Origin of the sequence: Moorena sp. SIO3E8 (assembly GCF_010692445.1) — a bacterium.
In the GTDB taxonomy this organism is placed as follows: Bacteria; Cyanobacteriota; Cyanobacteriia; order Cyanobacteriales; family Coleofasciculaceae; genus Moorena; species Moorena bouillonii.
Genome location: NZ_JAAHHM010000135.1, coordinates 1 through 16,303, shown reverse-complemented (window position 1 = coordinate 16,303; position 16,303 = coordinate 1). Strand labels below are relative to the sequence as shown.

The following is a 16,303-nucleotide window of genomic DNA, read 5'->3' as shown; positions in this document are numbered from 1 at the left end:
GTTCTTTTAGCTCTTGCTTTTCTTCCGGACTCAAGTTCATGAGTTTTAGTAATTATTAGAAACTATTTATCATTAATAATATCATGATATCATGATTTTGGTATTTTTGCAAAACTGAGATGCACCCGTCTCATCTAAGGTTGCTAGTTCAGAGAAAAATCTATGTTTAAACAAAACAGGTACACCTAATGTATCTGCATATTGGCAAGCAACGATGGGTTTTCCCGTAGCATGATAGGCTGCAACTAGATGATTAATAATTTCAGGAGAAATAAACGGCTGGTCACAAACAGTAATTACTGCTGCGTCTATGGTTTCAGAACAAGTTGCAAGGGATAGAATTCCGCTACGAATTGAGGAACCCATTCCCAAATTCCAATCTGGGTTTTCAACTACCGTTACAGAAGGTTGGTTAACTTCAGAATATATCTGTTGGGCATTTGCTCCTAAAACCACCACTACAGGCTTGCAGACTGAAGCCATTGCCTTCTCTATGGTATGGCGAAGTAAGCTGCATCCCTGATAGGGTAAGAGTTGTTTAGGTTTACCCATGCGGGTTGATGCACCTGCTGCTAGGATAATAATAGCAATATTTGATTCAGTTGGTTTTAGCTGTGAATGGGTTATTTTCATTTCATAATTCAAAGAATCAAGAGTCAAACTTCCACAAATTTTATAGTTTATCAATTGGGATTTCCTTGACTTGAGTTCGTTCGTGAATTGGTTCCATGCGGTGTTTTAAAAAGCCACCACCACGGTTTGCTAACACGGCTTGAATCTCAGCAATGATGGATAATGCGATCGCTTCTGGTGAATCTGCACCAATATCAATACCAACAGGAGTATATAACTTTTCTAGCTGTATGGGTGTACATGCTACTCCTGCTGCACGTAAATCTTGCAGTAACCTGGCAGTGCGTTGCTTGGAGCCCAAACAACCCAAATAGCTGATCTCAGCAGGGATTAGCACTTTCAAAATTTCTAAATCATCGAGGTAGTTATGAGTCATGACCACAGCAATAGTGTCATCATCAATAGATATTTGCTTGTTTAGAATGTCCCTGCGGGTGAGAATCACCTGATCAGCCATGACAAAACGCTCTTGAGTTACCTCACTCCCTCGACAATCAACAATAGTGACTCGCCAACCTAAGGCTTTAGCAAACTCTGCTACAGGTAGACTATCACGACCTGCACCAAAAATTATTAGGTGTGGCGGGGGTTTAATAAACTCGATAAAAATATCTACTTTACCGACTGCTAATTGGTATTGATGGAAACTTGAATGTTGATTTTCCAGAGCAGCTTGAGCATCTTTGAGCAAAGCAGCAGTCAAATATTCGTCTTTAATATCAGTATTGACAGTATTATTTGATTGCAGGATTAAACGCGCCCCAACCTGAACATTAACCTTACCTTCTACAGCAATAACAGTGGCAATAATACCTGGTTGCTGGTTTTGGAAACATTGATTAATAAAAGCTAAGGGATTAAGGGGATTATCTTGATTTAGAGGCTCAATCAAGACGTTTACCACACCGTTACAACCCAGGCCAAATCCCCAGATAATGTCTTCATCAGCAGTGGTATCATAAGTTACGACTATGGGTTTTCCGTCTGGCATTGAGACGCGAGTATGCTCAAATACATCATTTTCCAAACAACCACCGCTAATGGTTCCTACCATTTTACCAGTTGATGTGATCAGCATCCGCGCACCAGGTTGGCGATAGGTAGAGCCTTGAGAATTGACAACAGTAGCAAGAAATACTTGTTGATCGTTGTGTTGACTATCTCCGAATGCTGCTAGAATAGAATTTAGCTCTTTCATCTTGGCTGCTAGACACTCCTGTTATAGCCAAGCTTAACAATTTGGGTTCAATGATGTAAAGTAAAAAATTTTGTGGCTTTTGTGGAGATATTTTATGGCGAGAATATTGTCTTATCACCAGCAATCAAACTTTTATAGGAAAATTCGGCTCTTGTTAGCTGAAAAAAAAATAGACTGCGAACTCAAAGAAGTTAATCTTAAGAATAAACCTTCGGAATTTATTAAAGTTTCTCCCATTGGTAAAGTACCGGTGTTTGTAGAATAAGATGGTACAGTTATTTGGGATTCTACATTAATTGCAGAGTATTTAGACGAAACTTATCCACAACCTCGTTTTTCCCCAAGTCATATTCGAGAACGGCTTGAGTGTCGTAAATGGGAAGAATTAGCAGATAACTTAGGTGATAATATCATCAACTTATGGATACTAAATTTGACCAATAATCTCGCCCCGACTCCCTACCGAACAAAACTAGAAACGTCAATTAATCGCCTTTTACCAATTTTTGAGGAACAATTAGCCCAATCTCAATACTTATTAAGCAATGACACATGGACAGCAGCAGATGTAGCAGCGTTATGTTCCTTGGGTTACTATAGCTTTCGCTTAAATGAAGATTGGGTTTTGCAATATCCTAACATAGGAAATTGGTTCGAGAAATTACACGAACGTGAGTCGGTCAAGTCAACTGTTCCTATGCCGTTAAATTAAGTATGAAACACCAGACAAACGGACAATAAAAAACTGAAATTTAGAGGCTTCTGATCAGCAAATGCAGGAGCATTCACAGATGAGTAGTGAATAATTTCAGGATTGGGTTTTTAATTACAAGCCATCGTCAGCGTTAATTGAGATTAAAATGAATCACTACTACAAAAAAAATGTTGTGATTATCGGAGGGGGGCCTGCAGGATTAGGGGCAGCTTTAATGTTAGCCCAAAGAGGCTGGAAAAATATTACGGTTATTGAAAAAAGACCCTCAGCCGACTATTACGAACCGGATAAATCCTTTAGTTATCAAATTGATGGCAGGGGGCAAAAATTAACCGATTTATTAAAACTAACTCCCAAACTAGCTAATGTGAGTGTCCCTAGTACTGACTTTTACTTTACTCTCATTCAAAAAGACGGCACACGGAAAACAACGAAACTACCCATTGCTGATTCTAAACGCAAAACTGCCTACTGGCTGCCCAGAGCATCTTTTATAGAGTTACTTTACCAAGAAATTCAACACCATTGGCAAGATGAAATTAAGGTTTTATTTAATACTGAATGTATAGAGATTAAACAACATCTTGAGCATTTAGAAATTATTACCCAATCTAGGGACAATAAACCATTGACACTGACTCCTACTCTGTTAGTGGGTTGTGATGGTTTAAATTCTATTGTGCGTCAAACTCTGCATGAATGGGAAAAAGGTCAATCAAATTCCTTTGAAATGCAAAAGTTTTCTTCTCCTAGTTCCGGTTTAAAATATAAAGTTCTCACCTTACCTCCTCAATTTCCTCTATCAGAACAAGAAGGAGATGTAGCACAATCTACAATGGCTTATGCCATTCGGTCTACTTTTAAAGAGCGTAAAAAAGCAATTAATCTGGGTTTATTACCCTTGAAAAATCCGAATCAACCCAGAACTGCAAATATTATTACCTACCCTGATCATCAAATCTGGCAACTAGAAACCCCAGTAGACGTTGAACAATTCCTGAAACAAGCATTTCCTCAGATTCCCCTGGAAAAAATTATTGACCCTGAAGAAATAGCCAGATTCACATCCAGTGAGGGGGGTAAATTTCCGATTCCTCAATATTGTTCAGGATTGTATCAAATCTGGGGAAACCCTGAAGAGAGTCAAGGAACAGCCGTAATTTTATTAGGAGATGCAGTTCATTGTTTTCCTCCTGACATTGGACAAGGCGTTAATTCTGCTTTAGAAGATATCTATATTTTCCAGGAAATATTATCCGAAACTAAAGATAATCTTTCTGAAGCACTTCCTCGCTATCAAAACCTACGCCAACCCGATATTAAAGCCTTAATTCGTTTAGGACAAATTAGTTATCCTTGGCAATATAATCAAGACCCTTTACGGAAAAAACTATGGAGTATTAACTTTTTTATGCGCTTATTATTGAATCGTTTATTTCCTTTTTTATTTAATACCCATTCGTTCATAATGATTCAAAATCATGAATTATCTTACTCGGATATTCTTGCTAAAAGTAACAGGACTACTCAAGTGTTATCGATATTGGGAGGATTGGCAATATTGACTTTACTGTTGAAACTTATGAATTAGAATAATTTTTTCTGAAAGACAAGGAAAGCGCACCGTCGGAGAGTTTTTATTAATAAAAAGGTATTTTTAACCTTAAAAAAACCTTCTCCCCAGCACCCCAACGCCCTTTCAGCAGATTGACTTGACAATTTATTCATGAAAATGAAACAGCCCTGCCTCTACAGGGCGGGGTAGTTCATTTCTCATCTAAATAAAAACGGTAAAACAAATAATCATCTCGGAAAGGATGATCATCTGCGACATGATGAATAATACCTCGATTAATCAGTATCTGTCCAATAGCCACTGCATCTTCCCGAGTAGAATTACACCGTTTCACCAACCAATCTACGGCTTCTGACCCAACAAAACAGCATCCATAGCTATTGAGACGATAGCGACGGTCTTGAATATCCAACCCTCCTGGTTGACGCATTTCCTCGATCAAGGTTTCAATGTCTAGTGTTATCATATCCTCTTGGAAAGGAGCCGTAGGGTAAGAGTCTTGATCTATGTCATCCATAGGCTCTAGGAAACCTGAAACTAAGGAATCCTGGGTGGGCTCAGACTGATACCCATTGGGAATATAGAGTTGGTTTTCTGGCGGTTTTGGCTGACGCTCCCCCAGCCAAGCGGTCAGCAATTTCTCTAACTGAGGCGATCGCACATGGAGGTCTCGTTGAGGAAATGGTATATGGATATCATAGCGACGCAGACTTTTCTCAATCCGGTAGTTGAGGTCACTCTTGATTTTAGGCTGCCGCTTGGGGTCTCCAGTCCAGACCAACAGCTCAAACTTGAGGGCACTCTCACCAAATTCCTGAAACCAAACTTGGGGATAGGGCCTCAGTAATACTTCCGGGTGACTCTTCGCAGCTGCCAACAGTGCCTTCTTGACCTGCTCCACATCAGATCCGTAAGCCACTCCTACAGGAATCTTGAGCCGGGAAATCGGGTTACCGTGACTCCAGTTAATCACCTCAGTTTCTAAAAAGCGGGCATTGGGCACAATTATTGTCACTTTATCCAAGGTGCAAATCTCTGTACTGCGGGAACCCATTCGCTGCACAGTTCCCACCAAATCGTTGACCTTAATAAAATCCCCCAGTTGAATCGGTCGCTCTAGGGTGATAATTAAGCCACTGATAAAGTTGTTAGCAATATTTTGCACACCGAAGCCAATTCCCACCCCTAAGACACTAGCAAAAATAGTTAGGGAACTTAAATCCAACCCAGAACTTTGGAGTATGATAATCATGCCCAAAAACGTCAGGACATACTGGATCAGGGTAGCAATCACCTCTTGCACCCCTGAATCAGCGCCAGTTTTCCCCAAGATGTAACGCCTCAATAGCCTGGTGAGGGCACTAACCCCAAACCATAGCACAACGGTTAATACCACCAACAGCAGCACTTGGATCGCAGAATACTTGCTTTCTCCGGAACCAATTACAGGAGACTTGAGGAAGTTTAACAGTTCATAACGCCAACTGCGAAGTTGGGGAAATAAGTCACTAATGGTTAAGATAACTGTACTCCACAGGATAACCTGTAACCCTAACAAGGCTGCCCCGAGAAATAATTTAGCTGGGTCGTGCCAAGGGAAAAAAGGAGAAGCCGGATTGCCTAGCCAGGAGGTCAGTTTCCGCAAGGCAAACTGCCTGAAGACCCGTAACAGCAAGTACAACAGGATTAACAACACCAGAACTATGCTTGTAAACCTTACTGCCTGACGACTATAATCTGGCATCCGCTGTAGTTTGCCCTGCCGGATTGCCCTTTCAATCAGCTTCTCCCATTTTTCGGCTTGCTCAAGAGGATCAGTATCAGGAATTTGATCGGCCTTGGTAATCGTGACCAGAATCCGCTCGGTAAACTTGGTACGAAGAATCCCCTCGTTTTGCCCGACATATTCAATGTCCACATATTCAGGTTTTTGTAGGGATTTCACCTCCCTTGCTAAGCGCTGATTGATCAGCTCGGCTCGCTCAGTAGCGCTAAAGTTGCCAGCGTTGCCCACTTGAAACAACTCAATACCATCCACCACCACAGGAGCTTTCTCCTTACCATTTGCCAAAAATTCCTGTGCTAAGGTAGAGGCTGGTAATAGGGTGAGCAGTAGGGTAAGTACACCTAGCAACACCAATACCAAGGAACGCCGAAGCCTAGCCCTTGGGAAAGGGTTAATGGAAAATCGAACATTGATAAGAGATTCCATAGGTTACGTTCCATTTAGCTCTCATTTTCCATAACATTAGAATCTCATCGCCTTTGGTTGAGGGCATTAGGTATTCTAGACTACCCGTTCTAGATGATGTCTAGAGGAATCGTTTTCCTCGTTTGGTATTGGTTTTAACCCCTCCAGCAGACCGCTGACCACGGCCCAGGTGCCAACTCCCATTATTAACAGTATCACTAAGCCAATCAACCAAACTACAGGTTTATTCTTGGGCAGAGAGTTGGAAACATTTTTCTCACCTAATAGACTCGTCTGGTCAAAGTTCTGTGCAGTGGCGTTGAGGTCATTTTCCCGTTTCAAGGTCGCTGTAATCTTGTACGGACCAATTCGTAGGGTGTCCTTGCTTGAAAAAGGATGAATACCAGAGCGAATCTTCCGCCCGTTAATAAACGTGCCATTGGCGCTGCGGTCAGTAATATAGAGTTGGGTATTAGCCACTGTGATCAGGGCGTGATACCGGGAAATTTCCTTGTCAAGAAGTACCAGATGAGACACAGATTGACCTGCTAACTGTTCTGGCAAATGGTCATTTTCTCGACCAACAGCAATTGGCGGTCTCAGAACAGGTTTCTTTAACTCGCTAGTTTCTGGGTCTTCCCAGGTCAATTGAATATAAATCGGTTCAGCCAAGATTTCACTCCTGCTAACTAGAACATCGTGGATCAGTGCTGAGTAGGTCAGTGGTGAGTGCTGAATTTTGCTTAGCACATGAATAATTTTTTGTCAACCATATCCACCGATGCTAAGGGGATGACAACAAGGGTGAAACTTAGATAGGGTGTCGGGTGTGGGGTTTTGGATAGGTCCTGGGTAGGAGCCAGTTCCCCCTGAGAGGGTGACAACAAGGCTAAACCCCATTGAGACCATGCTGTGAGCATCTCGTTAAACTGAGATAAATTAATTTTGAAGCACTGATTTTAACTATGCCTGATTTTTTGCCCATTGCTTACTTTCAGAACAAGTTTGTCCCTTTCGCTGACGCCAAAATCTCCATTGCTACCCATGCCTTGCACTACGGCACTGGAGCTTTTGGCGGATTACGCTCTCTCCCTGACCCGAACAACCCACAGCAATGTTTACTGTTTCGGTTAGACCGCCATTGCCAACGCCTAAGTAATAGTGCCCGGTTATTACACTACAATTTACCTGCTGATAAAATCGAGAGTATTATCGTTGAGTTTATCAAACAAAATAAACCAACTACATCGTTTTATATCCGCCCTTTTGTCTACACGTCAGATTTAGGAATTTCCCCGCGACTCCATAATATTGAAAAAGACTTTTTTGTTTATGGATTAGAATTAGGAGATTATTTATCTCCTGAGGGAGTTAGCTGTCGGATTAGTTCATGGTATCGACAACAAGACCAAAGTTTACCCTTGAGAGGTAAAATTAGTGGAGCTTATATTACGTCTTCCTTGGCGAAAAGCGAAGCAGTAGAGTCTCGCTTTGATGAAGCCATTATGATGAATTCTGAGGGGAAAGTATCGGAAGCTTCTGGGATGAATATCTTTGTGGTCAGAAATGGCCAGCTGATTACCCCTGGATTCGATCAGGATATCCTAGAAGGAATTACTCGGGATAGTATTCTGACCCTTGCTAAAGACATGGGCTTGCCAACTATACAACGACCAGTGGATAAATCAGAACTATTTATTGCCGATGAAGTATTTCTGAGTGGGACAGCGGCAAAGATCACCCCAGTTAAACGAATCGAAAACTATCACTTATCTCCAAACAGACCAATAACCGAAAAGCTCAAGGAGATGCTAGCAGCAATTACCGAAAATCGGGAACCGAAATATAAAGACTGGGTGTATACGGTGAAAATTGATAAATAAACTAAACTTAGGCTTATAGAACCCTGTAAACCTGTAGCGACTTCTGGGATAGGGAGTAGAATCAAAGCTAAACACATGAACAATCAACTGATAAATTCTGCAAACCCCTTAGGCGGTCGCTACAAAATCATCAGCAAGCTGGGAGCAGGTGGGTTTGGTCAAACGTTTCTGGCACGGGATTTGCACTTGCCAGGAACTCCCCAATGTGTGATCAAACAGCTCAAACCCCAGGTGACGGATCCTCAGTGTTTGGAAATTGCCAAACGCCTATTTGAGCGAGAAGCCCAAGTCCTCTACCAGCTGGGTAACCACGATCAGATCCCCCAGTTGCTGGCACATTTTGAGGAAAATCAGGAGTTTTATCTGGCCCAAGAATTTATTGATGGAGAACCCCTCAACCAAGAAATCCGTCAGCCTTGGGAATCAAATCGAGTGATTGCTCTGTTGCAAGACATTCTACAAGTCTTAGTATTTGTTCATGAGCAACGTGTGATCCATCGTGATATCAAACCCCCAAACCTGATCCGCCGCCGCAAGGATAATAGAATAGTCATGATTGATTTTGGGGCAGTTAAGCAAGCTAGCACCCAGATTATCGATCCTGAAACGGGGCAAACCAAAACCATTGCTATTGGCAGTCATGGCTACACCCCCAAAGAACAGTTTGGTGGCAATCCTCGTTTTAGCAGCGATATCTATGCGGTGGGTATGGTAGGTATCCAGGCATTAACCGGAATTCATCCCAAGTTCCTGAAAGAAAACTCCGAAACAGGGGAAATTAACTGGCGCGATCGCGTCCAAGTTAACATCCAAGTTAACTCAGAATTAGCGGATATCCTTGACTGTATGGTGCGCTATGATTTCCGTGACCGCTACCCGACCGCAGTAGAAGCGTTGGCAGCAGTTCAGAGGCTAACTGCTGCACCAACAATAGCTATGTCTGCTACAGTTCCGGAAGAGACTGTTTCTGTTTCAGCAACATCAGCACAAACCCAGGCCAGATCAGAGATCATCCGAAGATGGTTAACTAAGCCTTGGTTGATGATTACTGTCTTAGCAGGGATGGGTATCAGTATTTCTGTGATCGGTACTAAGACTTTTCTAGTTACGAAACCTGTCAGTCAAACTGACAATATTACTGACAACATTAGCGATACCGTTGCGGAAACCTCGACTACCAGCTCTGAGTCAAAACCTGGAACTCCAGCCGTTGTTAGCAACACCCCTGAAAGTACTACTACCAGCTCAGTCCAAAAAACTATTCCTGAATCGGATACCGAATCAGCTGCAAAATCGCCATCCGACCCGGAAACACAACCAACGGAAACACAACCAACTGCAATAGAATTAAACAGCCAAGGGGAGAGCTTGCGGCAAGCAGGAAAGTACCAACAAGCACTGATGACTTACGAAAAAGCGATCGCAAGGGACTCAAATTTAGCAGAAGCTCATTGGGGTCGTTGCTATAGCCTCAATTCCTTAGGGCGTACTCCAGAAGGACTGGCTGCCTGCGATCAAGCCCTTGCCCTTAAACCTGACTACCCAGAAGCATTGTGGAGTAAAGGTGCAGCTCTCGAATCCCAAAACACCCCAACAGCCATAACTCAAGCTCTAACTCTATACGAGCAAGCGATCGCAATCAAGCCCGATTTTGCTGACGCCTGGATTAACCGAGGAGTAGCCCTCCATAAACTCAAGCGCTACAGTGAGGCCATAAAAGCTTATGAGCGGGCACTTCAACTCAATCCTAATTCTGCCGATGCTTGGAGTAATTTAGGGGCAGCCTATTGGGCCAAAGGTCAATACAAGGAAGCAATCAATGCCATGGAAAACGCACTTCAAATCCAGCCGAATCACCCCAATGCTAAGAATCTGCGTCAGCAGGCAAGGGAACAATTAGGCCGTTGATCACTCAGCAAAAATAAATATTTGATAAAGATTTTATATCTAAATAAATATCTGATAAAGATTTTTGGTTTTAGTCTTAGAAACTGGAAAATCCTCTACTATTACATTTAATTACTATTAAGCATTAGAGCTGATAGCCCTAGGGATTAAATACGAAAACCTAACACCTAAAACCTAACACTTTAGCAAAGGGAACAGGGAATAGGGAACAGGGAATAGGGAATATGGCATCAAAATTCTATCAATTACTACACAGATTGCTATTTACCCTAATCCTCAAAACTAAATTCACACAGTACTAGGATTGCGATGCTCTAAAAGAGCCGCTACGCGAACACAATCCCTTATTTAACCTAAATAAGTTAAATAATTCAAGTTAAATTAACTAATTTTAATTAACTGTCCATCACTATGAAACTGAATACACCAGCACTTGGAATAAGAGCAAATTGGCTCGAGAAGTGGATGCCGATCGGCTTAATTTTACTAGTTGCGACTGGGTTGTACCTCTATCAACTCGGCACAGAGAGCTTATGGTACGATGAACTATTTAGCATTAACAAAACCCAGAGTGGGATATCACTGCCTCCCAAGAATCTGACACGTCCCTTTTATTTCATGATTCTCTACATTTGGATGCAGTTTGGCACTAGCACCGTTTGGTTGCGTGGGCTATCTGTGATTTTTGGACTAGGCAGTATCTTCCTAATCTACCTGCTGGGTCGTCGCTTAGCTGGAAAGCCAGTTGGCTTGATTGCCGCCCTGTTACTAACCCTCTCACCTGTGTTTATCAACCATGCCCAAGAGGTAAGGATGTACACCCTAATCCCCTTCTTAAGTTTAGGGGGTACCTTAGCTCTAGCTCATGCCCTTGAAAATCCCAGGTTTGCTGCCATCAACTGGTGGGCTGTGGCCAGGTTTCTAGCCCTTGTGACTACTCCGGTGAGTGTGACCTTGTTTCTGCCAGATCTGGTATTAATTGGATGGCAGTTTCGTAATCAAAAGCGCCGATTATTTGCTTTTGGGATTAGGCTGCTGCTGATTGGGAGTTGTTGGCTTCCTTTGGTATCAGCAGTTGATGAATCTTCCACTAAATTCCTCAAAGGTTGGGTAACACAATACCCAAAACCCAACATTATCTTAATTGTCTCTGAAGTCACCCACTTGACAGCTTTCTGGCCATTGAGACACTTACTAGGGTCAGGCATCAGTGCCAACGACCTGATGAAACAGCTCAATCAGCAGTCTATCATGGAGTGGCTTGTGGAGCATGTGTTAACCTCAAATCTTGTACCTTTGTTCTATTACATGGCATATACGGCCATGGCAATCGGCTTGCTTGCGATCGCTCTATTGAGCAGGCACCCCTCAAAAAAACTCTGGTGGATTAAAGTGTGGGCATTATTACCTGCCGGATCTATCTTATTGATATCCTATGTTTCCAGTTCCATATGGAAAGCTCGCTATCTACTAATTGTATCCCCCTATTTCTTAATTCTTCTAGCAGCAGGCTTGATGCAAGTTTGGCGTTGGCAACGTCGAGTGGCTGTTTTAGTAACTCTGATCTACGCCATAGCAGTGGGTAGTGGTCTGGTGCATTACTACACAACGTTGTATCGTGTAGCAGGTGGTGCGCCCACTTGAGACTTTTTTAATATATAGCAATTATCATAATCATGAGGTACACAGTATTTTTAACGACTACCATCCATACCTGCGCCCGTAATCATTACTAAAGAAACTCTTACCCCTACTCCCGACTCCATAATTCCTACTCCCTAATACCCATATTGTACCTCACCAAACTCAAAACTGCTCTATTACCCTTAATCGGTGGTATCCTGATGGGCCTAACACCATCACCAACAGAAGCTTGGCCCCTAGCTTGGATTGCCCTAGTGCCGCTATGGTTCATAGTAGTCAGGGGTCAGAGTATTCGTGGCAATGCTTTATCTGGTCTGATCTGGGGTATCGGTTATCATGGCTTAGCTCTATCTTGGATTACTGGTATTCACCCCATGGACTGGATGGGGGTACCATGGCTAGCTAGTATTGCGATCGCATTATTATGCTGGATACTCATTACCCTCTGGGGAGCACTCCTAGTAGCTGTCTGGGCAATAGGAATCTCTATCACTCAATCAATTACAGCAAGTTTCGCCCCCCTAGCCCCCCAGCGAGCAATCCCTCGCTGGGGGGTTCTTGAGTTAAAGTCCCCCAGAATTGGGGGATTTAGGGGGCTTGCAGCTAAAGGTAATGAGGTCAATTCATCTGAAAACCGCTGTAAATTCCCATCCACCAAAGCTACACAAAAACGTAATATAAATCCTGATATAAATCTTCCTACCCCCACTCAAAACTATGTTCTTTTAACCTCCTGCTTGCGGGTTCTAATTGGTACAGGCTTGTGGTGTGTCATAGAAACCCTCTGGAGTATGAGTCCCCTGTACTGGTCTGGCTTATCCTATACCCAAAGTCCCCATAACCTGATAATTTTGCACCTCGGTCAATTATCCGGTCCAATAACAGTTACAGCAGCTATTGTCGCGGTCAATGGTTTAATTGCTGAAAGCGGGTTAACCCTTAATCAGTTGTTCGCGTTCGCGCAGCGTCGGCTTTGCCGAAAGCGTGGCCTTTTGGCCAAGGTTGGCAGGTTGAACGTTGGCAGGTTTAATGTTGACAGGTTGAAGGTTGACAGGTTGAAGGTTGACAGGTTGAAGGTTGGCAGGTTTAACGTTAATCAGTTGTTCGCGTTCGCGCAGCGTCGGCTTTGCCGAAAGCGTGGCCTTTTGGCCAAGGTTGGCAGGTTTAACGTTGGCAGGTTTAACGTTGAAAGTGATCACAACAAGCTTGAACCTTCAACCCCTCAAAACCTTGAACCTTCAACCCCTCAAAACCTTGAACCTTCAACCCCTCAAAACCTTGAACCTTCAACCCCTCAAAACCTTCAACCTTCAACTCCTCAAAACCTTCAACCTTCAACCCCTCAAAACCTTCAACCTTCAACCCCTCAAAACCTTCAACCTTCAACATTAAACCACTACAAACCTTTAACCCTTTTCGGTATAGCAATCGGGTTATTAATTAGCTTACATCTGCTGGGATGGTTACTGTATAACCAACCAATTGATCAATCAAAAGATTCTGCTATTAAAGTCGGTATTATTCAAGGAAATATCCCCAATGAAATCAAACTTTACTCCGCTGGCTGGCAGCGTGCTATAAAAGGTTACACTACTGGATACCAGACATTGGCAGATCAAAAAGTAGACGCAGTGCTAACTCCTGAAACTGCCTTACCTTTTCTTTGGGAAGAACAGGTTCGCACTGTTAGTTCTTTCTACTCAGCAATTTTAGATAAAGGGGTTTTAGTTTGGGTAGGAGGCTATGGGCAAAGAGGGCGTAGCCTTACCAATAGTTTGTTTACTGTCACCGGTACTGGTGAAACCTTCAGCCGTTACGATAAGGTGAAATTAGTGCCCTTAGGAGAATATATTCCTTTTGAAGAATTCCTAGGACGTTTAATTGACCGATTATCCCCTCTTGATGCTCATTTAGCAGCAGGTAAACCTGACCAGTTATTAGAAACACCTTTTGGTCAAGCAGTGGTAGGAATTTGTTATGAGTCAGCTTTTCCCGAGCACTTCCGCTATCAAGCTGCCGCTGGTGGGCAGTTTATCCTCACTGCATCCAATAATGCCCATTACAGTAATACAATGCCTGCCCAGCACCATGCTCAAGATGTAATGCGCTCCATTGAAACAGATAGGTGGACAGTTAGAGCAACCAATACCGGCTATTCCGGTATTGTAGACCCCCATGGTAAAACACTATGGCTATCGGGGATTAATACCTATGAGTTGCACGCAGATACGATTTATCGACGACAGACTCAGACGTTGTATGTGCAGTGGGGGAATTGGTTGACTCCGGTGTTATTAGGGTTAGGGGGAATTGGTTGGTTTATTTTGGGTTGGTTTGGAGTTGGTTTTGGCTTGGTAAATTAAACAGCGTTGGATTTAATTTGCCTAGACAAGGTAGTGATAAAGATGTAGTGGTTTGGCTGCGGTAAGCGTCAAAGTTTCCGGGGCTAAAATAACTACTTTTATACCACTAAGCCCCATTAGAGGAACTTCAAGTTTTACATCGTTTGCGACCAATAAACCTATAGTAGGGAACTTTCAAGCCAGGTAGGAATGGTAAATTTCCCATCTTTTCTGTCAAAGACACAGTATCAAATTTATGATGCAAGTAGCCTAGGCGATTGGGACAAAGAAAAACGTTATCTGTGGCAAACCAAATCGGCCAGAAGTGACGAGCTAAAAACGAATGACGTTGCCATCCTTCAGGGGGATGTTTGTGAGACACATAAAAATCCACAACCCCGATCATTCCCCCTGGTTTCAAAATCTTTTCAGCTTGCTCAATCGCCGCAAACCACTCGGGAATCATGGTTAAAGAATAGGAAAAAGTGACGATATCCGCCACCCCTTCTGGCGGTAAAAATTGAGTGATATCGGCTTCGACAGTGGTGACATTTGTCCAGCCGTGATCGGCTATTCGCCCTCGCGCCACTTCCAGCAGGGAAGGGGACAAATCCACAATGTAAATTTTACTAAACTTAGAAAGACGATCAGCAATGGATTCCAAATTCGACCCCGTACCGCCCCCGAAGTCAACCCAGACACAGCCATTGCTATCGCTATCGGCAAGGGATTGATAAAGTTCTTCTCGTCCTTTTAGCAAACGCCGACGAAACCGATCGTAATCCGTTGATTGAGTACGATAAAAGTTTTCCAATCGCTCTTGATGGCTATCCCCTCGGATCGGTTTGGCTAGATGATAAACCGTTTTGAGATCGCTAATCAAGTCGGATAAAACGCTCATTTTTTCTCTTCCCTCGCCAGTGGAAATGGTTTTAAGCAGTAACCAAATCTGCTATGTAAAAACTGCCGTAGGTCTGGACGCGATCGCGTGGGTGCAATTGGTCAGCCAATTCAGTATTGTACATCAATAAGTCTGGTAAAAATCGGTCTTTACCGCCATAACGCACTTGCACCGAATCAAGGTATTCCACTTTGAATCCTCCACTGCGAAACAAAATGCGAGTTTTCTCACTTGCTCTAGTCAAAATAGCTTGCCATTCTTTTTGCAATTCTTCGTGATTATACTGACTCAGCCAGTCCATGTGGTCGAGAAGCACGAAGCGAGAAATTCGAGCTTGACAATTTTCCAGAAAATTGGTTATTGTGCTATTTTCCACCTGAATGCGATCGACTAACCCGGATTTTAGGCGCAGGAAATTGTCTTCCTTTAAATATTGCGGACAGCAATCGGGGGAATATTCTCCATTCAGAAAAACTCGCCAAAAATAGTTATCTTGAATCGGTATCCGAGTAAAGACATTTTCGCACCGTTGGCGTACAAAGGTCGCGATACTGCCTTCGTCGAGATAGCGTTCCATCTGTTGACGTTGCTGTGCGGGAACACCAAGCATCCACAGGACTAAATCGCTATTGAGGAAGCGATAGAGATAATCTTTCCAAAAGACAGGTTCGATCTTGCGCTGGTAAATGTCCTGGCGTTCTTCTGGGGTTTTGGCATTGAGAATAGCATCAAAACTGGGGCGAATTTTCAGGATGCGATCAATGTAGTAGTTGATAGCGAAAGCAAAATTACCCGTAGTTCCTCGAAAATAAAACGAGCGTCCGCTGTCGAATAATTTAGTTCCTTGTTTGTCCCAATACTCTTGCGAGGGTAAAGATAAATGGGAGCGCAGCTTTTGAGTATAAATCTCGTTAAACTGCTTCAACCTACCGCGACCGAACAATTGAAAAAATTGCTCGAAATCCAGTTCTCGAATCGCCGCAATTTTGAGTTCGAGCAACGCATTTTGTTTGGGATTGACATCGATGGCGTAAATTTGTTTGGGTGCGTCGAGAGCATATTCCAAAGCGTTGCATCCCGCAGAGGTAATCACCACAACGGTATCGTCAGCTTGCAAGTTTAAGGCAACACGATCTAGTCTGGGATCTTCCCAGCAGGTAACGTAAACCAGATTCTGCTGATGTCCTGGGGGGGCGACATGAGAGCTAAAAAGTAGACTGTATAAGCTTCATAGCTCTCATACCTCGTAAATAATTATCGAGCTTATGACGACTTAAACGCATTAACTTATCAACTAATTCCCAACATTGCG

The 16,303-nt window shown here is 43.0% G+C and carries 13 protein-coding genes; 7 read left to right on the top strand and 6 right to left on the bottom strand.

Annotation, left to right across the window (positions count from 1 at the left end; genetic code table 11):
* Nucleotides 1-81: 81 nt before the first annotated feature.
* Nucleotides 82-633 (bottom strand): nucleotidyltransferase family protein, encoded by a 552-nt coding sequence (locus F6K46_RS32165; RefSeq protein WP_293065553.1) that lies wholly within the window; start codon nucleotides 631-633, stop codon nucleotides 82-84.
* A gap of 40 nt (nucleotides 634-673) precedes the next feature.
* Entirely contained in the window at nucleotides 674-1,831 is a 1,158-nt protein-coding gene (locus F6K46_RS32160; protein ID WP_075897739.1) for an XdhC/CoxI family protein, read from the bottom strand.
* A gap of 94 nt (nucleotides 1,832-1,925) precedes the next feature.
* On the opposite strand from F6K46_RS32160, the gene F6K46_RS32155 reads away from it, so the two are divergent.
* The 3 genes from F6K46_RS32155 (at nucleotide 1,926) to F6K46_RS32145 (ending at nucleotide 4,137) form a co-directional block, all read left to right on the top strand.
* The gene (locus F6K46_RS32155) at nucleotides 1,926-2,096 is read left to right on the top strand and encodes a glutathione S-transferase N-terminal domain-containing protein (protein WP_293065549.1); all 171 of its coding nucleotides are present in this window, start codon (nucleotides 1,926-1,928) and stop codon (nucleotides 2,094-2,096) included.
* 168 nt (nucleotides 2,097-2,264) lie between these two features.
* Nucleotides 2,265-2,543 (top strand): glutathione binding-like protein, encoded by a 279-nt coding sequence (locus tag F6K46_RS32150; RefSeq protein ID WP_293065546.1) that lies wholly within the window; start codon nucleotides 2,265-2,267, stop codon nucleotides 2,541-2,543.
* Nucleotides 2,544-2,691: 148 nt separating this feature from the next.
* A complete protein-coding gene (locus F6K46_RS32145; protein WP_293065543.1) occupies nucleotides 2,692-4,137 on the top strand; it encodes an NAD(P)/FAD-dependent oxidoreductase in 1,446 nt (481 codons plus the stop codon).
* A 175-nt stretch (nucleotides 4,138-4,312) separates the two neighbouring features.
* Here the strand turns inward: F6K46_RS32145 and F6K46_RS32140 are convergent, their stop codons facing one another.
* On the bottom strand, nucleotides 4,313-6,334 hold the full coding sequence (locus F6K46_RS32140; protein WP_293065540.1) for a mechanosensitive ion channel domain-containing protein: 2,022 nt from the start codon (nucleotides 6,332-6,334) through the stop codon (nucleotides 4,313-4,315).
* A 75-nt stretch (nucleotides 6,335-6,409) separates the two neighbouring features.
* Nucleotides 6,410-7,063, bottom strand: coding sequence for an FHA domain-containing protein (locus F6K46_RS32135; protein WP_293117728.1), 654 nt, complete (start codon nucleotides 7,061-7,063; stop codon nucleotides 6,410-6,412).
* A 215-nt stretch (nucleotides 7,064-7,278) separates the two neighbouring features.
* Between F6K46_RS32135 and F6K46_RS32130 the strand changes: the two genes are divergently transcribed.
* The 4 genes from F6K46_RS32130 to lnt all read left to right on the top strand — a co-directional run bounded on the left by F6K46_RS32130 (nucleotide 7,279) and on the right by lnt (nucleotide 14,111).
* On the top strand, nucleotides 7,279-8,196 hold the full coding sequence (locus F6K46_RS32130; RefSeq protein ID WP_293065536.1) for a branched-chain amino acid transaminase: 918 nt from the start codon (nucleotides 7,279-7,281) through the stop codon (nucleotides 8,194-8,196).
* Between the two features lie 75 nt (nucleotides 8,197-8,271).
* Nucleotides 8,272-10,104, top strand: a complete 1,833-nt coding sequence (locus F6K46_RS32125; RefSeq protein WP_293065534.1) for a tetratricopeptide repeat protein — start codon at nucleotides 8,272-8,274, stop codon at nucleotides 10,102-10,104.
* Between the two features lie 411 nt (nucleotides 10,105-10,515).
* Nucleotides 10,516-11,748, top strand: a complete 1,233-nt coding sequence (locus tag F6K46_RS32120) for a glycosyltransferase family 39 protein (RefSeq protein ID WP_293065531.1) — start codon at nucleotides 10,516-10,518, stop codon at nucleotides 11,746-11,748.
* A 200-nt stretch (nucleotides 11,749-11,948) separates the two neighbouring features.
* On the top strand, nucleotides 11,949-14,111 hold the full coding sequence (gene lnt / locus F6K46_RS32115) for an apolipoprotein N-acyltransferase (RefSeq protein WP_293065528.1): 2,163 nt from the start codon (nucleotides 11,949-11,951) through the stop codon (nucleotides 14,109-14,111).
* 127 nt (nucleotides 14,112-14,238) lie between these two features.
* Here lnt and F6K46_RS32110 read toward each other — a convergent pair whose 3' ends face one another.
* Complete coding sequence (locus tag F6K46_RS32110) at nucleotides 14,239-14,991, bottom strand: class I SAM-dependent methyltransferase (protein ID WP_293065525.1); 753 nt, start codon at nucleotides 14,989-14,991, stop codon at nucleotides 14,239-14,241.
* A gap of 31 nt (nucleotides 14,992-15,022) precedes the next feature.
* Complete coding sequence (locus F6K46_RS32105) at nucleotides 15,023-16,162, bottom strand: BtaA family protein (protein ID WP_293065556.1); 1,140 nt, start codon at nucleotides 16,160-16,162, stop codon at nucleotides 15,023-15,025.
* Nucleotides 16,163-16,303 lie beyond the last annotated feature (141 nt).